This is a genomic window from Vibrio sp. WZ-1, assembly GCF_052037695.1.
GTDB lineage: Bacteria > Pseudomonadota > Gammaproteobacteria > Enterobacterales > Vibrionaceae > Vibrio.
In genome coordinates this window covers 162,240-180,001 of sequence record NZ_JBQEQR010000081.1, presented here as the reverse complement: position 1 = coordinate 180,001, position 17,762 = coordinate 162,240, and the positions used below count along the sequence as shown (strand labels likewise).

The window sequence follows — 17,762 nt, the reverse complement described above, 5'->3', positions numbered from 1 at the left end:
GCCCGAAGGGTTCGGCTAAAAGCGTTTTACTCTTTGTTGAGAGGATTTTGCTTAGAATAACTAGGCTACAAACCTCTCGCCGCGATTAAAATGCTTTTATCTCGAACAAAATTTAACCGCAAAAGGTCAACAGACCCTAATATTGAGGCGAAAATGCAGGCTTTATTAAAAAACTTGTCAGTTAGAATGCAAGTATTGCTGCCAGTTTTGGTAACCGCATTGGCAGTAATGGTTGCGCTAGGTGTTGCTCGTAATGATTTGCAAGCTGAGTTAGAAAAGAGTACTCAAAATAGCGAATCTGTAATTCACTACAAAGACCTTTTGGCAACGATAGATAATCAGGTTTACCCTCTCCGAATTAGTGGCATCTATGCCATGTATATTCCAGAACGCAGACTGGCGTTTGTGTCTGAGCTCAAATCCATATCTAAAGATATTCATCAAGAACTGAATCAAATTGCATCCAATCCGGAGTACCGCCAGCAAGCGATGGTAATGAAGGACAAAGTGGACGCTTATATCAAGCATGCACACGGTGTGATTGATGCTGTATCGCGTTTTGAACAAGGATTACTATCCAACGCTGAGCGAGAAGCCGTTATCACCAATTACCGACAAGCCGGTAATGACATGGTGGCAGTAATGAACGCCCTTTCAAAGCGAGTCAATGAAGTTGCGGCAGCAAGCATGAAGCAGACGGAAGTCGAGAACCAACGTGTACAGAGCAACGCGACAACAATTGTGCTATCCGTATTTGCACTCTCTCTGCTATGTGCTTGGGTCTTGTCAGGTAAAATAGTTACACCGATAGTCAACTTGCAACGAGTTATGCGTGAGTTAGCTCAGGGGAATCTCAATGCACGTGCAGAGTCAGACGGTAGCAATGAACTTTCAATGCTGAGCAAAGATGTAAACCAAACGGCAGAGCAGTTACGTAGTACTGTTGACCAACTAATGCGAATTAGTGAAGAAGTTGCATCGGCTTCAACCGAACTTGCTGCGGTGATGACTCAGGCAGAAGCGAATGCGCAGCAAGAACTAATCGAGATAGAGCAAGTCGCATCAGCTGTCAACGAGCTTGCTAGCACGGCAGACAATGTGAGCAGTAATGCGACATCTGCAGATTCAACGGCTCGTGAAGCCGATGGATTAGCGAAGTCAGGCCTTGCTGTATTTAAAGAAAGTGCGCAAGCAAGTGAGCACATGTCACAAGCGCTAGCAGACGCCGCTCAAGTAGTGCAACGCCTACAATCGCAATCTGAGCAAATCAGTAATGTGGTTGAGGTAATTCGAGGTGTTTCTGAACAGACCAATCTACTCGCATTAAACGCGGCGATTGAAGCAGCACGTGCAGGTGAATCGGGACGTGGGTTTGCTGTCGTAGCGGACGAAGTGAGAATGCTTGCTGCGCGCACTCAGAAATCAACGGAAGAAATTCAATCAATTATTGAAGAGCTTCAAGCACAGTCTGGTTTGGCGAATGAAAGCATGCAAGTGAGTTTAGATATGCTTTCTAAAAACAATGAGCTTGCCCAACAGGCGAACCATGCACTTGTTGGTATTACTGAATCAGTAGCAGATATTAATGACTCGAATACTCAAGTCGCAACAGCTGCTGAGCAACAGTCACAAGTCACTCAAGATATTAATCGAAACGTGGTGAACATGTCTGAGCTGGTTAACCAAAATGTGGCGGGAATCAGCCAAAGTGCGGCCGCGAGTAGTGAGCTTTCTCTTTTAGCAGAGAAGCAAAAAGAACAATTGAGTTTCTTTAAGATATAAGTAAAAAAAGGCGCCACTGGCGCCTTATTTGTATTAGCAAATATAATGCTATTTGAGCATTAGTTTTGTGCCGTTGAACTTCAGTTGCCCTAATAGGTTTTTGGCATTGGCTTTACCAAAGTCGTCAAACTGAACACCATAACGAGCATAGTGAGTGGACTTCTGTAAGTTGCAAACTTTGCCTTTAAGCGGTGCGAGCATAGGGCCACGCTCACCCAGCACGATATTAAGAGAAACCAGTTCGCCAACTTGGATTTGCCTACTCATTGGCGAGGTAATAAATCGACAGCCGCTCTTGGACAGATCTCGGATTTCACAATCAGTTTTATAGTCATCAAGATGAACCTTGGCTTGCAGATTTACTTCATAACGGACTTCTTTCCGAAGTTGATACACCTGCATCGTATTTGGCAGGCTCAGTACTAATACAGGAAAGGGCTCTTCGAGACGGTGCTTTATTTGCGCCCTAAAAGGAATAATTGCTCCTTCACCTCGATGCGATAGTGCTTTCACGTTCACCCAGAAACCTTCTTGAAAATAGAACTTAAGGTCGTCATCAGAAATATTAGGGATCTCTATCAATGCGCTATTGTTGGAATGACACCCAATAAAAAGGCTAGTTGTAATAAACTTAGTTCCTACTGGGGTGGTAACGTTTAATGTCACTTCACTACCATGCTCTACCATTCCCATAGCATCAGTACTATTTAAGGTACTTGCCTGTCGCTGCTGTACAGACTTTTCATGAAGAGCTGCTCTATTGTCCCTTCCACTAGCCATCGTATTTCTCATTATTATATTGGTCCCTAGGTGTAACGCGCTTCGGCAAGTTTTGCTACAAAGCCGAAACGTAGCAATAATTCTATGCAGTGATATAGTTTGAATCAATAAAACGTTTGCCAAAAATAGGGGGTAAAAGATGCATAAAGTGACACATGACACTGAAAATGCCATCTTTTGGGTTGATTTAGATAAAGACCACAAAGCAAAAGTGGTTTATAAACTCGACGGAAAAGAGATGCGTATCACTTCAACTCTTATCCCTGAAGAAGCCAGAGGGAAGGGTTATGGCAACGTGATGATGGAAGCGGTATTACCCGAGATTGAAGCGCAAGGCTACTGCGTTGTACCCGTTTGCCCATACGTGATTAAATACATGGCAACACACCCTGAATGGGCACATATACTCGCATAATGGAGTCAATGATTAATCCGCTATATCAAAGCATCGGTGATGAACTCGAACTTGGTTCGCTTGAACGCATTGATGTCATTCAATCGCTGTGGGGTGGTTATGGGGAGTTGGTGCGACTGACTTTTCCAAGCCGTTCTATCATTATTAAACACGTCCAACTTCCTAAACTCTCCGAACACCCTCGAGGCTGGAATACCGATCGCTCACATCAGCGTAAGCTGCATTCATACCAAGTTGAAGTGAGCTGGTATCAGCACTTTAGTCTAACACTGGATGAGCGTTGCCGAATCCCACAAGTTCTGAAGTGCTTTCAGAATGAAAATGAATGGCTGATTGTGATGGAAGATTTGGCTCAGGCGGGTTATGCAAATGTCGCCAAACATGCCAGTAAGGAGCAGCTGAAAGCTTGTTTGACGTGGTTGGCAAACTTTCACGCGCGCTATATTGGTGTCTGCCATGAAGAGTTGTGGCAAATCGGTACCTATTGGCATTTGGATACGCGGCCGGATGAATTGGCTGCGCTACAAGATGATAGGCTCAAGCAATGTGCTGAGTTAATTGATCGCATTTTACGTCAGGCGCATTTCCAAACTTTGGTTCATGGGGACGCTAAGTTAGCCAATTTTTGTTTTAACGATGAAGGTTCAGCTGTCGCTGCGGTAGATTTTCAGTACGTGGGTCATGGCTGTGCAATGAAAGATGTTGCATTGTTTATGAGTAGCGCAGTAGAACCGAGCGAGTGTGCTGAGATGGAATCTTGGGTACTGGATACCTATTTTGCCGCACTAACGAATGCGCTGAATCACTATCAACCACAACTCGATGGTGAAGCCGTTGAGCAAGAATGGCGCCCGTTGTTTGCTGTTGCATGGGCTGACTTTCAACGGTTTGTTAAAGGATGGAGTCCTGGCCACTGGAAAATTAACCCTTATACCGAATCGTTAACGAAACGAGCGTTAGACTATTTGGACTTGAAGCAATAAAAAAACTCCCGCTGGATTTCAATAGCGAATAAGCGGGAGGTTTGTTCTGGTGGATAGCGGTTAGTTTTTCGGTTTTCTGATGCGGGCCATACTGTAGGTGTTAATAAACTCACCGTCTCGGAAAGAGGCATCGACAAGCTCACCTTCAATCTCAAAGCCGTGTTTCTTATACAAGCCTATTGCAGCATCATTATCTGAATTCACTTCAAGATATATGCGTCTTACGTTCAGCCAATTATCTGCTAACTCAATTACGGTACTGATCAGCGCGCTGCCGACGCCTAAGCCGTGGAAGTTGTCATGTACACCAATGCCAAATGAAGCAGTGTGCGAAGTTCTCGGGCGCTGTGAATGATGAAACCCAATATTACCGACTACCTTGCCATCGATTTCTGCGACATAGCTATACACGCCAGCAGGTATGTTTGATAACCGGTCGACCCACATTGCGAGAGATGGCTTAGGGAGTTGCAGGGTTTCACGTTGTGCTTTTGGTTGCGAATAAATTTCGACTAGCGCAGCAGCGTCTTCAACAGTGGTTGGACGGACGATAATTTCCATGCTTCTCTCCTTAGGTTTATTGGAATTAACTTCAATCTAACTAGAGAACGTTACTTTGAATAGCATTTTTTGCCTTTACTCTTCAAATGGCTTTTAAATTAGCATGTTATGAACCTCTAACTTTTACTTTTTCTAGTGAATTATCATTGAAAACACGAATGAGAGTGATTTTTCGTTGAATTTTCGTACTAAGGAACTTCACCTTTATGGAGAATAATGGTGAATTTGTATACCCAAGTAACCTCGAGATGCTTGGTTCAGCGAGAATGACTTGGTTTGTAGACGCGGCGGCGATTTAAAGGTCTAGTTGTTCTAAATCAAGAATCGACAGCAAATTATACAAGCCAAGACCCTTACTATTTGCAAAGAGTGCCCTTCGGGAGCGTGTCATTGACTCGATCTCTGCTTCAAACAACTTGGAAAGAGCTCGCTATTCCACGGCGTTGTTTTCTTTGACCTCGAATCAATGACAACGCTCTGAACTCAGCATCTTGAAGTCACTTGGGTATATTGATCGAAATAAGGCCATTTTTATTAAAGTGCGAAGTTGGTATCTGCAACGAGTTGATTTTAATCAAGGCAGATTGGACTTACCTCTTATGGGGTATGGGGAGCACGTCTTTTTAGCGCTATTTATGCTTAACTTATTTAAGAGCAATTAGAGCGTGTTTGAGGAATATTATAATGAAATCCTCTCAGTCAAAAGTCTCGCAAAGTCGACGTCGATTCTTGCGTGATACTGCCCGCACCGCAGCTGGTGTGGGTGCGGCAGCGTGTGTTCTTGGGTTGCAATCGCTGCAAAGCCAAGCCCGCGAAACCAAAGGGGTGCCAATTCGCCCGCCAGGCGCGTTACCAGAAGGCGACTTTGAATCTGCCTGTATTCGATGCGGCTTGTGTGTTCAGGCATGTCCTTACGACACCTTAAAACTTGCCAGTTTATTATCCCCAGTCGCGACTGGTTCGCCTTACTTCACCGCTCGCGATATTCCATGCGAAATGTGCGAAGACATTCCTTGTGTCGTGGCGTGTCCTAGTGGCGCGTTGGATCATGATTTGACCGACATCGACGATGCGCGCATGGGAACGGCTGTTCTCATCGACCATGAGACGTGCCTTAACTGGCAAGGTTTGCGTTGTGATGTCTGTTACCGCGTTTGTCCGTTAATCGATGAAGCGATTACGTTAGAAAACATTAGAAATGACCGTACGGGTTATCACGCGAAACTGATCCCGACAGTAAACTCCGAAGTGTGTACTGGCTGCGGTAAGTGTGAGCAAGCTTGTGTGTTGGATGTCGCTGCCATCAAAGTGGTGCCTACTGATTTAGCAAAAGGTAAAGTCGGTAGTCATTACAACTTTGGTTGGCAAGAAATCGATAAGCCGTTAGAGAACGTGCTGCCGGAAGAGACCCCCGTTCCAAGTGGCGCGCTTGAGTCGCTGAAAGGAGGTCAATAATGGCCAAGAATTTAGCTCAAGGTGCAGGCAAAGAAGCCATCGAGAAACTGGGCTGGTGGCGAGCACATCGCTTCCTGATTCTACGTCGTTTATGCCAACTGATGATCATTGTGTTGTTTATGGCTGGGCCGACATGGGGCATTCTGCAAGGGAACTTGTCTTCTAGTATGCTTCTTAATACTGTGCCCTTGAGCGATCCTTTGATCGTTCTACAATCCCTTGCGACAGGTCACATTCCAGAGTTCAATGCCTTTCTTGGTGTCGCAATCGTCTTGGTATTCTATGCAATTCTTGCTCCTCGAGCCTTCTGTGCTTGGGTATGTCCATTGAATATTGTTACTGATTTTGCGGCTTGGCTCAGGAGAAAACTCAACCTTAAAGCGAGCTACCGTTGGTCGCCAAATATCCGTTACTGGTTGATCCCTGCTTTGATGTTAGGTAGTGCGATTTCAGGCTCGGTGCTTTGGACATGGTTAGATCCTGTTGCTGCACTCCATCGCGGCTTAGTGTTTGGGATGGGCGCAGGTTGGGTACTGATATTGCTCGTATTTGTATTGGATTTATTGTTGGTAGAGCATGGCTGGTGCGGTCACCTGTGCCCTTTAGGTGCAACCTATGGTGTCATTGGCAGCAAGAGTTTATTGCGTGTCACCGCTGTTCGACGAGAAGACTGCACTAAATGTATGGACTGTTATTACGTTTGCCCTGAGCCAGACATTTTGCGTCAACCACTCAAAGAGGGGGATCGACGTATAATGGACCAAACTTGTATAAGTTGCGGTCGCTGCATAGATGTCTGCCCTGAAAAGGTATTTGAATTCCACAACCGATTGAATGTGAAAAATATCGATTAAGGCATTGGTTTTTCTAGATAGCACTCAGCTTCTTCTTTGCTGGTCAAATAAGTACGCTACAAAATTGTTGCGTACTTTTTGCTCATTAGCAGAGGTAATAATGATATTGCGAATTTGTTACATTTAGCAGTATGATGGCAACTTCATATTCTAAGGACTTGCCATGAATACGCCCACGAAAAGCTGGAGAACGCCGCAAAACTTTCTTCTACTGATATCCATCATTGTCCCGATCGCGTTCTCAACTTGGATGGCGTTGCTAAACAACTTTGTGATTGAAAAAGCCAACTTTGATGGTGCAGACATTGGATTACTGCAAAGTGTTCGAGAGATCCCTGGATTTCTAGCATTTACGGTTGTGTTTGTATTGCTATTCATTAGAGAACAACGATTTATGTTAGTCTCGCTAGCGATGCTAACTCTGGGTACCGCGTTAACTGGATACTTTCCAACTTTATTTGGTTTACTCTTTACCACCTTGCTGATGTCGACGGGTTTTCACTATTTTGAGACCTTAAAACAATCCCTCTCTTTACAGTGGCTTTCTAAAGAAGAAGCACCGGAGATGTTAGGTAAGTTTATCTCGGTTGGGGCGCTTGCTTCTTTAATCACTTATGGTGCTATTTGGGTTTTACTAGAACAGCTTAAACTGGATTTTAAAACTGTCTATTTGTTGGCTGGTGGTGTTGGTTTTATCCTAATCATCGTCATGGCATTTGCTTTCCCTGAATTCAAAACAGAAGTGCCTCAAAACAAAAAACTGGTTCTACGTAAGCGCTACTGGCTTTATTACGCTCTAACCTTTATGAGTGGTGCTCGCCGCCAAATCTTTACGGTTTTTGCTGGCTTCTTGATGGTTGAGAAGTTTGGTTATTCGGCAGCAGATATTACGCTTCTCTTCTTAATCAACTACTTATTCAACTTCCTGTTTGCTAAGCGTATCGGCCGCTTTATTGGGGCTGTCGGTGAACGCAAAGCACTGATGTTTGAATACGTCGGTTTGATTTTTGTTTTCGTTGGTTACGGTTTGGTGCAAACGGCAGAGTGGGCCGCTGCGCTGTATGTGATTGACCACTTGTTCTTTGCTTTAGCCCTCGCGATCAAAACATACTTCCAGAAGATAGCGGATCCTGCCGATATGGCATCAACGGCGGGCGTTGCGTTTACCATCAATCATATTGCAGCTGTGGTGATTCCGGTGACCTTTGGTGTCATTTGGTTAGTCTCACCTTCAAGCGTGTTTTACATCGGGGCTGGTATGGCGGCGATAAGCCTATTGCTGTCGCTAAATATTCCTGCTACGCCAGAGGAGGGTAATGAGACTCGTGTTTTAAGATGGGGTTGATTCCTCGAACTTAAAATGTCGAACCGCGGATGTTATTAGACCTACTTTCATTAAGCCTGCGCCACTTATGATGAAATAAGTGGCGCTTTTTGTTAGTGAAAAGGTGTATTAATTTTGCTGTGTTGATTCATTACACACTTGTTTCTGAACCGCTGGTGGTGCAGGTTCGTAGTGGCTGAGTGTCATGTTAAAGCTGCCTTCACCGCCAGTAATTGATCGTAGACGACGAGCATAATCTTGTAACTCGTTCACTGGAGATTTCGCTCTTAGCATGGTGAAGTTAGCGTCGATTGGCTCTGTTCCTTCAATCAGGCCGCGATTGCCAGATAAGTCGCCGGACACATCACCAACATTCGCGGTTGGAATGTGAAGCTCCATTTGAACAATCGGTTCGAGCACAATAGGATCTGCATTGTTGATCGCATCTAAGAAGGCTTTCTTACCGGCGATGACGAACGCGATTTCTTTTGAGTCGACCGAATGATACTTCCCATCGTAAACCGTGACTTCCACATCTTTGATTGGATTACCAGAAATTGCCCCTTCTTCTAGTGCTTGAACAATACCTTTTTCTACGGCTGGTATCAGTGCAGTCGGAATAGAGCCACCCACTACTTTATTAATAAACTTAAAGCCTGAACCACGCTCAAGTGGACGCACCTTCAACTGAACTTCCCCAAACTGACCAGCGCCGCCACTTTGTTTCTTATGACGGTAGTGCCCTTCAGCTGGCTTGGTAATGGTCTCAAAATATTCCACGCTTGGTTGGCTAGTTTCCACTTCCAGTTTGTAGACCGCAGACATCTTCTCTAGCGCGACTTTTAGATGGAATTCACCCTGTCCGCTGATGATGGTTTCGTTGGTACGTGCACGATGCTCAATACGAAGTGATGGATCTTCACTGGCGATTTTATTCAGCACGTCACCGAGTTTTTGTTCGTCGCCACGTTTAACAGGTTTGAGGCACAGAGAATACATCGAATCCGGGAAGTTGAGGGTTTTGAGTTGCACACCATCTTCTTCGTGGGAGTCATGAACAATAGAGTCAAACTCTAACTCGTCTACTTTGGCGAGCACACAGAAATCGCCAGCAAGTGCTCTTGGGATTTCAGTTCTCTCTTTGCCTTGCAACTGGTAGAGATGGCCGACTTTAAATGCTTTGTTGCTCTCGCCAACATAGAGCTGGCTGCCTGCGTTGATTTCGCCTTGGTAAACGCGTAAATAGGCGAGCTTGCCCATGTAGGGATCGACGCTAATTTTGTACACATGCGCCACGCTGTGCTCTAGAGTTTCACAGTTTACTTTGACCTTCTTACCATTTTTCTCAAGCAGTGGCGGGTTACCTTCATTTGGCATCGGCATGATTTCCGCTAGGGTTCTGAGCAGCAGTTCCACCCCGACGCCTGTCTCGGAAGACACAAAGCAGATTGGGATCACGTGCCCGGTCCTTAATGCTTCTTCAAATGGATCATGCAGCTGCTCCGGTGTCAGTTCGGAACCTTGTTCGAGATACAGTTCCATCAACTCTTCATCGACTTCGATGACTTGGTCAATCAAGGTTTCATGAGCTTCATCGACTTGAGAAAGTAAGGTTTCGCGCTCGATTTCTGGCTCAAAGTAGCAATCTACAACCGATTGACCATCGGCAGCAGGTAAGTTGATTGGTAAGCAGTTATCCCCGAAATGCTCGATGATGTTTTCCATCACAGCCTCGAGTTGGTTACCGTGATTGTCGAGCTTGTTAATGATGATCATCTGGCACTTTTGCTGCTCTTTGGCAAAGGCGAATAAACGGTCAGAAGTTTGGTTGATGGGCATTTGTGGGTCGATGATCAGCGCTGAGGTTTCAACGGCAGGGAACACGCTGAGCGTGCGTCCGAGCAGTTCACTCTGTCCGGGCGTGTCGATGATATTGAGGCGGTGTTTGTTCCAGCTGAGGGTGACTGGAGTGGCTTCGATGCTGTGTTGATATTGGATGGATTGTTGGTCGAAATCGGTGACGGTATCGCCTTTTTCGACACACCCTAAATGGTTAGTGGCTTGGCAGGTGTAGAGCAGTTTTTCTATCAGAGTGGTTTTGCCGGTACCCGTTTGACCGACAAAAGCGACGTTGCGGATCTTATTGATAGGCATAGAGCCTCCTTGCAAATGACTTGCGAAACCGAACATGTCTTTGTAGACATCAACGATTCCAAAGCAAACCTGATATCAGGTCATGAACTGCATTGGAGTAGGGCGGGTTTACCGCCTTTTCGTCTTCCATGTCATTTTTCGGATGACTCTATACATACAACCACCACCTTGCTGAAATAAGATAAGGGGTTACTACAACACTAGCATGCCGTAATAGCAGTATAATTTATGTGACTTATTTCATGCTGGAAGTGATTATTTTTTAATCTGGATCATGAATTAAGAGATGCGTGTTTGGAGTTCTCATTGCTTGTGTGGCAATAGGAGCGGTGGAGCGATCTAGTCAGTATAAAATCACATGTTAGGGTTGTCTTTAGACAAGATGGGCAATTTAGATTTTGGTTTTGTTGTTTGTTAATATTCTGTTTAACAAAGGGCAACTGTAATCTTTAGGCCTTTGTTTTTTCAGAGGGACAATAAATGGAAATCAGCGTAGGTGAGGTAGCAAAGCGTTCTGGAGTGAAGGTATCGGCATTGCACTTTTATGAACAGAAGGGATTGATTTCAAGTTGGCGAAATCAAGGTAATCAACGTCGTTATCATCGCAGCGTGCTTCGCCGTGTTGCAGTGATCAAAGCCGCGCAGCAAGTCGGTTTATCGTTGGAAGAGATCAGACAAGCGTTAGAAGAATTACCCAAGCATCAGGCACCCAACAAGCAGCAGTGGGAAACCATGGCCAGTCATTGGCATAAGCAGTTAGAGCAAAAGATTCAAAAGCTTAAAGCGCTACAAAACGATTTGGGTAGTTGCATTGGTTGTGGGTGTCTCTCACTAGAAACTTGTGCATTAAGAAACCCTGAAGATGTGCTTGGTAAAGATCATGCAGGTTCGAATCTAACTCTCAACGAACAAGAGTCATAACAATCGCCGAGTTGGCTATTCCTTATCGAAGCTATCCACCACAATCGCGCCCATTGAAGCGGGCATGGTAATCACAATCACCCGTTTGAGGGCGATTAGTGGGTCGGTGAATAAAGGAAGTTTGTTGATGCAGAATAGCACTAAAGCCACCACCACAGCGGCAATGAAGTAAGCAATCACAACACGAAAGATGAACACGGCAACGCGCGTTTTTATGTTGCTTTGAAATACGCTTTGATAAGCGAAAAACCCTAAGAAGAGTACTGACAAGCTGAATAGCATCAGCAAATTCAACATCGGCAAGCTTTCACCCAAGCGCCACGCTTCTTCCGAGAAAGAAATAGGGACGGCGAGAGCAAAAGCGCCAACCAAAACTTGGCTGGCATCTTCAAGGTTAAAGTGGCTGCTCATGCTTAAGACTCAGGCGTGCTGCTTGCTAAGAGTTGCTCAAAGCGTTCATGACCGTGAAGCAGCTCGAGATCTTGTTCTTCAGCCAACAAGTCACGAATTGAAGGGCTGGTATCAATCGCACGTTCCAAGTCCTCAATTGCTTGTTCTTCAATCCCTAAACGAGAGTATGCACAAGCTCGTTGATACAAGGCTGGACCGTTGGTGTCATCCACTTCAAGTACGCGGTTACAGAGACTCAATGCCCAGTGATACTCTTTGATCTCCATAGCGGCGTCGGCTTTGTAAGTCAGCGCTTCTAAATCGCCAGGGCGAACAAGCAAAATTTCATCGTAGATATCGATGCGTTGTTCCGGAGTTTGTGAGCTTTGTGCACGAAGCCATAAGTTATGGATTTCGTTGATCTTTTCAATTTCTTTATTGTTTTCGCTGATGATGCGAGTCTTACGCTTTAAGTCGCGTTCTAATGCTAAAAACTTCTTCTCGTACTCTTGGGCTATTTTTTCTAATCGCTTGTCTGCCATCTCTTTGGTGTTGTGTTTAAATTCTCGTAGTGATTGCCAACCTACAAAGGCGATGAGCGAGGCAACACCAGCAATGATGTAGAAGAAGTACGTGACGGTCACATTCGCGTAGTTCAATGATTTGTCAGCGACTGTTAACTCACGATCAGTGATCTCAACGATCATTCGTCGCTCAAGATCTTGTTGTTCCTGACGCAGAGATTTCAGTTCATCGAGGATATAACGCTCCATTAGTGGTCTGTCTAAAAGATCGGATTCTGAATGTTTTCCTTCTGCTGCTAAGGTTGGAAAAGAGAGAAGAGCAGCGAAGAAGATGCCGATGATTAAGCGCATAGAACGTCCTTTTGCGTCGAGAATGGGTGAATCTCTGAAACCATAGCAAATAGAGATGAGGTTTAGCAAAATTCTCATGAAAAATGCTTGTTTTATAACGTGTTCTAATACGCTTTTGCGTTGCTCTTTTTGTGGTGAATAGATACTCTCTTCTCCACTGGAAACCAATGGCAAGCAATATGGACGCAAAATCACAAGCCTACCTCGAACAATACCTTCAAACATTGCCTCAGCAAGAAAAAGACGTAATCCCATCGGTGAGTGCGGATTACTACTGTGCTGATGAGTACAACGCCAACAATTGTGCTGAGTTGGTAAGAATTGGTCAGAAAACCGCATCTTGCAGCATGGAACTTTGGTATAGCCAACAAGGAGAAGTAATGCCGCAAGTAGGTCACTTACAAGTTGTGACAAACTGGGATGGTGAACCTGTGTGCATCATTCGAATCACGGATGTTAGTACTTGTCGATATGCAGACGTGAGTGAGGATTTTGCTCACGCAGAAGGGGAAGGTGACCGCACCATGGCTTGGTGGCGAAACGCACACACTCGGTTTTTCAAAGCCGAGTGTGATGAGTTAGGCATTGAGTGGCACGAACAGCGATTATTGCTGCTAGAGCGGTTTGTAGTGGTTTATCCGAAATTGACATGAACCTGATAAAAAAGGCTTCGTTAAATACTAAGCCTTTTCTTTTATGCACAATGACTTAAGCTAACTGTTCTTGACTATACAGTTGCTGGATCAGCGCTTGCCACTCTTCTCTTAATACACCGTATTTGATCGAGTCGTAGTACTCGCCTTGGTAATAGCGTACCTTACGAATGCGAGCTTCTTGCTGCATGCCAAGCTTTTCAGCACAGCGCATCATTCTTGGATTGCCCGACCAAGTTGTTAACCCGACTCGTTCGATCTCTTGAGTATCAAAGATGTGGCTTATCCAAGGCACTAGCGCGCAAAAGCCCAGACCTTTGTTCCAGTAGTCGGAATCGTAGATGACGATGCCTGCTTCTAACCAACGTGTGCTTTCACATTCCCAATACCAACTGACAGAGCCGACGGGTTTGCCCTCGAACTCAATCAACAACATGTCTTCGCCTTTCATTAGTCGTTGTAAGGTGTTGTTGCGAAAGCCCTCTAGTGTTGGTGTCTGATATGGAAAGTAAGGGCCATTGAACTCAGCCCATCGTTCATCTTCAGTGATCAACTGATAAAGTGCTTTTGCTTCTTCCGGAATCGCTCTTCTTAATGTGACACCTTGAAAATGGTACATAACACTCCTTGTTATAATGCACTAACGTTTAATTGCAGTGATGCTGAACATATGCCAATGCTTTGTACTACCAACGGCTGTGCAGCCATCTTCGTCCCTCTCATAAAAGTGGACGATCTCGTAATCCTCAAATAATGCTTCCACTTCTTCCTTAGTAAACGCACTGATATTTGGATGTGTGTTTGCGCCAACCCAAGAATCGTGAATCCCCAGTAAATCCCCGCAAAATACACCACCCGGCGGTAATGTTTCGTTGATTCTCTGCCACACGCTTTCGAAGCGTTCGCTAGGGCAAAAGAACAAGCTGGCACTGGCAATGAACAAGCTGCATTGCGGGTAATGAAAATCACTAAAGCAAGACTGCGATATGGAAAAGTTAGGATTGTCTTCGAAACGCGTCAAGCAAGTTTCCACCGCATCTTGATGAGTGTCAAACGCGTAAACGGTAAAGCCTTGTTTGAGAAGATAGTTGGAATCTCGACCGATACCGCATCCTGCATCAATGGCGATTTTGGTGTTGAGCGTAAGCAGGTTGGCGGCTCGTTCTACGTTTGGTCGGTGAGGTTGGCTCGCAACCTTCTGATAGTATTCGTTCCATGTTGCTGACATTGCGATTCCTTTCTAGTTATAAAAAACGCGACTCAACCATGAATAGCGCTTTGATTTTTCAAAGGTTAACCAATTTCTTCGAGTAAAGAACTTTTAATTTACCATAGTGTGAGTGACTTAAAGTTGGTCTTCGATTGGAAGAATTCCCGAAAACCAAGCGCCCATTTTTCGCCACACACTCGCTTCTGGCTCTGAATTGAATTCTTCGCCAGTCTCTTTATCTAGCCATGCGATATCACCATCTTTAATGGCTATTTGATAAGCACTTTCTTTGAGTTGCTCAGGCAATAGTGCTAGAGATTTCTCTACGTACTCTGGTTGCTCTATAACCACAGCCATTTCGGTGTTGAGCTCTGCAGAGCGAGGATCCCAGTTCATTGAACCGACAAATAAGGTTTTGCCATCGATCATCATGGCTTTGGCGTGTAGACTTGCTCGGCTGCTGCCCGTTAAGCTCCATTTGCTTTTGATTTTGGCGCTGGCTTTTACTTCCCAAAGTTTAATCCCTGCTTTAACCAAATCTTCACGGTATTTGGCGTACCAGCCATGAACGGCAAACACATCGTTTGATGCCAAGCTGTTAGTGACTATCGTGATATCAACCCCACGTTGGGCGGCTTCTGTCAGTGCTTTGGTTCCCGATTCTGTTGGTACAAAGTAAGGGGAAATTAGTACAAACGAATCTTCAACGCTTTCTAATAGCTCACTTAAGTTGGCAACAAGTTGGCTTTCTTGAGTTTCGATTTTATCGGGTAAGTCAAACCAGACATCACCTTGACCCCAATACAATTTCAGTTGACCCTGTTGTAGTTTTTCGTACAGATCCAACTTTTTGAAGTTATACCGACCGGTTGAGAACTTCGCTTCTAACCCCAACTTTTTAACTTGGGCTTGAATTTCGTCATCATCAACTTTGTTGGAGTTTGGGACAATCCATTCCATTGGAACGGCGTAAAGGCTATTCCAGTAAAGGTCAAATTGGTCTGCTGTTTGTGTGACTACTTCACCAAATAGCATCACATCAAAATCCCCAAACTCTACATTGGATTCAAAAGAAAAGTACTCATTACCAATGTTTCTGCCGCCCACTATGGCAGAGACGCTATCTGAAATTAGAGATTTGTTATGCATGCGTCGATTTAATCGGTCGAAATCGCTTGCGAAGGCAAAGACTCGGGCTTCGCGATAATGATGGGGATTGAATAGACGAATCTCTATGTTTGGATGAGCGTTCAGCTCCGCCATACCTGCATCATTACGTTTTTGCATGTCATCTAATAATAAACGAACTCGGACACCACGCTGAGCGGCTTCATATAAACGCCAAGTGATAAGTTGGCTAGTCTCGTCACTGCGATAGATGTAGTACTGCAGATCTATGCTTTTCTCTGCAGATTCAATCAGTGCGATTCGAGCCAAAAGCGCATCATTTCCTTGATTGAGAGGATAGAAAGCAGTGTCTGAATCAGGAGCTTTATCGTAGCTTTCAAAAAATTCAGCCAGTGCGGAGTCTGCTTGGTAGCCAAACTGAAAGCTGGTGGACTTCTCACTGGGATCTCTTGGCTGGATCGACGAACATGCTGAGATCAGGACAAGCATAGAGCCAAGTAAGGCTTTAGAGAGATAACGTAGCAATACACACTTCCTTGTTAATACACGACGCAACCCTTTGATTATATATCAAGCTTCGAAGACTGGTAACGTGCATGCTTGTCGCAAAGTCGCAGATTTTTCAATAGATCACTGAGTCCGGTTTGGATGATAGCCATTTTGGAAACGATATTATTCGGGCGGACAATATCATGTTTTTGGGTGATGTTTTCGGTGTAATTGGTCAATATCACTAATATCTGGTGGTTATTGCCAACACTGAACTGTGAAAAATAACACTTTCAAAGTAAGTTGTTGATATTTAATGGTTAATTCTTTGGCATGCTCATTGCGTATAAAGAGTGAGCGAGAGAGGCTGTAACTTGCGAAGATGGTTAACTTTTTGTTAATTTTATTAACTTGCCATGGATAGTTTACTTGTGATGGATATTTGCAAAAACAACGCAAGCACGGCTCTCTTATAAAGTTGTCTATTTCAGATGCAAAACCTCACTGTTTGTCCGCGGGGAGTAGGTAGCAAGGTTATTGAGCAATTGGCTTTTTAACTTGGCTTAAGGCAAGGCCTAATGGGGACAAATGGAAGAATACAAAAATAAAAAGGATTTTCGATGTTAGCAAAACCAGTATTACGTTGGCTTTTACCTTTCGCTGTCATTGGTGGCTCTTATGCGGGTTATGCCGCAATCGCTGCAACGGCGCCGGAAAAAGAGTCAATCAAAGACACCATCAGTGAACCGACAGTACAAATATCTTCACTCTTTCCTACCGATCATAAAGTTGTCATTACTAGCCATGGCGAAATGGTTCCGTTTGAAAAGACACACCTAGCTGCCCAAGTTAGCGGTGAGGTGGTGAGTTGGCATCCAAACTTCGTGACGGGTGGTATTGTTAAGCGTGGTGAGGTTCTTTTCACGATAGAGAGTGATAACTACGAGGCGGCTGTTCTACAAGCTGAAGCGGGGTTAGCGAGTGCGCGTGCTTCGCTGATTGAAGAGCAGGCAAAAGCGGAAGTGGCAAAGCGTCAGGCGAAGAAACTAAGCGACAAGCAAGTGACCGATCTTTACCTACGTAAGCCGCAAGTACTTAGTGCGCAAGCGCAAGTTAAGTCTGCTCAAGCTGCGTTGAAACGAGCGAAACGCGATCTAGAAAACTGCAAGGTAGTGGCGCCTTATGATGCGCTAGTGGTTGAGCGTGAAATTGGGGTCGGGCAGTTTGTCTCTTCAGGTTCTCGCGTTGCAACGTTGAACAATATCGAAGTGGCAGAGATTCACGTGCCTATCGCAGGCTTTGACAGTGCGTTCTTACCTGAATCATTGAAAGAGCTACATGCTACGGTGACCCAACAAGGGATTCTCTCTACCACTCGTGAAGGTAAAGTCGTTCGAGATCTTGGCATGATCGATAGTGCGACGCGCATGATTAACATGGTGATCCAAGTTAGAGACCCATATGGCCTAGACAACAATCAGCCACCGATTAAGTTTGGTTCGTATGTTGAAGTGAGCTTTACTGGTAAAGAGCTCAAACACATTTACCGCCTTCCTCAAGAGTTAGTGAAAAATCGCACAGTTTGGGTTGTGAACGGTGAAAATGAACTGCAACCAAGAACCGTTAATGTGCTTCGTGCAGAAGGTGAGTTTCTCCTCGTCGGTGAGGGCCTAGAGCAATCGGACAAGCTGGTTCTAACTTTGCCTGAGTATCCACAACAGGGCATGGCAGTTCAAGTCGCAAAAAAGAATGACGACTCCGAAACCGTCGTACAGTAAGTAGGGGTCG

General features: G+C 44.9%; 17 protein-coding genes. 9 read left to right on the top strand and 8 right to left on the bottom strand.

The window, feature by feature from the left end:
• Positions 1–153: 153 nt before the first annotated feature.
• Positions 154–1,782 (top strand): methyl-accepting chemotaxis protein, encoded by a 1,629-nt coding sequence (locus ACTS60_RS18895; protein WP_440889498.1) that lies wholly within the window; start codon positions 154–156, stop codon positions 1,780–1,782.
• 48 nt (positions 1,783–1,830) lie between these two features.
• Here ACTS60_RS18895 and ACTS60_RS18890 read toward each other — a convergent pair whose 3' ends face one another.
• Positions 1,831–2,574 (bottom strand): flagellar brake protein, encoded by a 744-nt coding sequence (locus ACTS60_RS18890; RefSeq protein ID WP_440889497.1) that lies wholly within the window; start codon positions 2,572–2,574, stop codon positions 1,831–1,833.
• Positions 2,575–2,701: 127 nt separating this feature from the next.
• On the opposite strand from ACTS60_RS18890, the gene ACTS60_RS18885 reads away from it, so the two are divergent.
• Complete coding sequence (locus tag ACTS60_RS18885; protein ID WP_440889496.1) at positions 2,702–2,977, top strand: GNAT family N-acetyltransferase; 276 nt, start codon at positions 2,702–2,704, stop codon at positions 2,975–2,977.
• Positions 2,977–3,960 (top strand): phosphotransferase, encoded by a 984-nt coding sequence (locus ACTS60_RS18880; RefSeq protein WP_440889607.1) that lies wholly within the window; start codon positions 2,977–2,979, stop codon positions 3,958–3,960. Before ACTS60_RS18885 ends, ACTS60_RS18880 begins: the two co-directional genes overlap by 1 nt.
• Positions 3,961–4,020: 60 nt before the next feature.
• Here ACTS60_RS18880 and ACTS60_RS18875 read toward each other — a convergent pair whose 3' ends face one another.
• Positions 4,021–4,521, bottom strand: a complete 501-nt coding sequence (locus tag ACTS60_RS18875; protein WP_440889495.1) for a GNAT family N-acetyltransferase — start codon at positions 4,519–4,521, stop codon at positions 4,021–4,023.
• A gap of 684 nt (positions 4,522–5,205) precedes the next feature.
• Here ACTS60_RS18875 and napG point away from each other — a divergent pair.
• The 3 genes from napG to ACTS60_RS18860 all read left to right on the top strand — a co-directional run bounded on the left by napG (position 5,206) and on the right by ACTS60_RS18860 (position 8,175).
• Positions 5,206–5,976: a ferredoxin-type protein NapG gene (gene napG, locus ACTS60_RS18870; RefSeq protein WP_440889494.1), complete on the top strand. Its 771-nt coding sequence runs from the start codon at positions 5,206–5,208 to the stop codon at positions 5,974–5,976.
• On the top strand, positions 5,976–6,830 hold the full coding sequence (gene napH / locus ACTS60_RS18865) for a quinol dehydrogenase ferredoxin subunit NapH (RefSeq protein ID WP_440889493.1): 855 nt from the start codon (positions 5,976–5,978) through the stop codon (positions 6,828–6,830). Before napG ends, napH begins: the two co-directional genes overlap by 1 nt.
• Positions 6,831–6,993: 163 nt before the next feature.
• The gene (locus ACTS60_RS18860; RefSeq protein ID WP_440889492.1) at positions 6,994–8,175 is read left to right on the top strand and encodes an MFS transporter; all 1,182 of its coding nucleotides are present in this window, start codon (positions 6,994–6,996) and stop codon (positions 8,173–8,175) included.
• A 108-nt stretch (positions 8,176–8,283) separates the two neighbouring features.
• On the opposite strand, the gene fusA is transcribed toward ACTS60_RS18860, so the two are convergent.
• Positions 8,284–10,308 (bottom strand): elongation factor G, encoded by a 2,025-nt coding sequence (gene fusA, locus ACTS60_RS18855; protein WP_440889491.1) that lies wholly within the window; start codon positions 10,306–10,308, stop codon positions 8,284–8,286.
• Between the two features lie 480 nt (positions 10,309–10,788).
• Between fusA and soxR the strand changes: the two genes are divergently transcribed.
• Positions 10,789–11,229: a redox-sensitive transcriptional activator SoxR gene (gene soxR / locus ACTS60_RS18850; RefSeq protein WP_440889490.1), complete on the top strand. Its 441-nt coding sequence runs from the start codon at positions 10,789–10,791 to the stop codon at positions 11,227–11,229.
• A 15-nt stretch (positions 11,230–11,244) separates the two neighbouring features.
• Here the strand turns inward: soxR and ACTS60_RS18845 are convergent, their stop codons facing one another.
• Together ACTS60_RS18845 and ACTS60_RS18840 are read right to left on the bottom strand one after the other, a co-directional pair.
• Entirely contained in the window at positions 11,245–11,640 is a 396-nt protein-coding gene (locus ACTS60_RS18845) for a DUF2391 family protein (protein WP_005441475.1), read from the bottom strand.
• A gap of 2 nt (positions 11,641–11,642) precedes the next feature.
• Positions 11,643–12,494 (bottom strand): tetratricopeptide repeat protein, encoded by an 852-nt coding sequence (locus tag ACTS60_RS18840; protein ID WP_440889489.1) that lies wholly within the window; start codon positions 12,492–12,494, stop codon positions 11,643–11,645.
• A 179-nt stretch (positions 12,495–12,673) separates the two neighbouring features.
• Here ACTS60_RS18840 and ACTS60_RS18835 point away from each other — a divergent pair, with 179 nt between their 5' ends.
• Complete coding sequence (locus ACTS60_RS18835; RefSeq protein WP_440889606.1) at positions 12,674–13,147, top strand: ASCH domain-containing protein; 474 nt, start codon at positions 12,674–12,676, stop codon at positions 13,145–13,147.
• A 55-nt stretch (positions 13,148–13,202) separates the two neighbouring features.
• On the opposite strand, the gene ACTS60_RS18830 is transcribed toward ACTS60_RS18835, so the two are convergent.
• From ACTS60_RS18830 to ACTS60_RS18820, 3 genes are all read right to left on the bottom strand, one after another.
• Positions 13,203–13,766: a GNAT family N-acetyltransferase gene (locus ACTS60_RS18830; protein ID WP_409384089.1), complete on the bottom strand. Its 564-nt coding sequence runs from the start codon at positions 13,764–13,766 to the stop codon at positions 13,203–13,205.
• 21 nt (positions 13,767–13,787) lie between these two features.
• Positions 13,788–14,375, bottom strand: coding sequence for a class I SAM-dependent methyltransferase (locus ACTS60_RS18825; protein WP_440889488.1), 588 nt, complete (start codon positions 14,373–14,375; stop codon positions 13,788–13,790).
• A gap of 117 nt (positions 14,376–14,492) precedes the next feature.
• Entirely contained in the window at positions 14,493–16,010 is a 1,518-nt protein-coding gene (locus ACTS60_RS18820) for a phospholipase D family protein (RefSeq protein ID WP_440889487.1), read from the bottom strand.
• A gap of 584 nt (positions 16,011–16,594) precedes the next feature.
• Here ACTS60_RS18820 and ACTS60_RS18815 point away from each other — a divergent pair.
• Positions 16,595–17,752: an efflux RND transporter periplasmic adaptor subunit gene (locus ACTS60_RS18815; RefSeq protein WP_045385548.1), complete on the top strand. Its 1,158-nt coding sequence runs from the start codon at positions 16,595–16,597 to the stop codon at positions 17,750–17,752.
• Positions 17,753–17,762: the final 10 nt, after the last annotated feature.

Coding starts and splice junctions, on each gene's coding strand:
- ACTS60_RS18845 (WP_005441475.1), bottom strand. CDS start 11,640: ATGAGCAGCCACTTTAACCTTGAAGATGCCAGCCAAGTTTTGGTTGGC.
- ACTS60_RS18875 (WP_440889495.1), bottom strand. CDS start 4,521: ATGGAAATTATCGTCCGTCCAACCACTGTTGAAGACGCTGCTGCGCTA.
- ACTS60_RS18885 (WP_440889496.1), top strand. CDS start 2,702: ATGCATAAAGTGACACATGACACTGAAAATGCCATCTTTTGGGTTGAT.
- ACTS60_RS18830 (WP_409384089.1), bottom strand. CDS start 13,766: ATGTACCATTTTCAAGGTGTCACATTAAGAAGAGCGATTCCGGAAGAA.
- ACTS60_RS18895 (WP_440889498.1), top strand. CDS start 154: ATGCAGGCTTTATTAAAAAACTTGTCAGTTAGAATGCAAGTATTGCTG.
- ACTS60_RS18860 (WP_440889492.1), top strand. CDS start 6,994: ATGAATACGCCCACGAAAAGCTGGAGAACGCCGCAAAACTTTCTTCTA.
- fusA (WP_440889491.1), bottom strand. CDS start 10,308: ATGCCTATCAATAAGATCCGCAACGTCGCTTTTGTCGGTCAAACGGGT.
- ACTS60_RS18890 (WP_440889497.1), bottom strand. CDS start 2,574: ATGAGAAATACGATGGCTAGTGGAAGGGACAATAGAGCAGCTCTTCAT.
- soxR (WP_440889490.1), top strand. CDS start 10,789: ATGGAAATCAGCGTAGGTGAGGTAGCAAAGCGTTCTGGAGTGAAGGTA.
- ACTS60_RS18825 (WP_440889488.1), bottom strand. CDS start 14,375: ATGTCAGCAACATGGAACGAATACTATCAGAAGGTTGCGAGCCAACCT.
- napH (WP_440889493.1), top strand. CDS start 5,976: ATGGCCAAGAATTTAGCTCAAGGTGCAGGCAAAGAAGCCATCGAGAAA.
- ACTS60_RS18840 (WP_440889489.1), bottom strand. CDS start 12,494: ATGCGCTTAATCATCGGCATCTTCTTCGCTGCTCTTCTCTCTTTTCCA.
- ACTS60_RS18835 (WP_440889606.1), top strand. CDS start 12,674: ATGGACGCAAAATCACAAGCCTACCTCGAACAATACCTTCAAACATTG.
- ACTS60_RS18880 (WP_440889607.1), top strand. CDS start 2,977: ATGGAGTCAATGATTAATCCGCTATATCAAAGCATCGGTGATGAACTC.
- napG (WP_440889494.1), top strand. CDS start 5,206: ATGAAATCCTCTCAGTCAAAAGTCTCGCAAAGTCGACGTCGATTCTTG.
- ACTS60_RS18815 (WP_045385548.1), top strand. CDS start 16,595: ATGTTAGCAAAACCAGTATTACGTTGGCTTTTACCTTTCGCTGTCATT.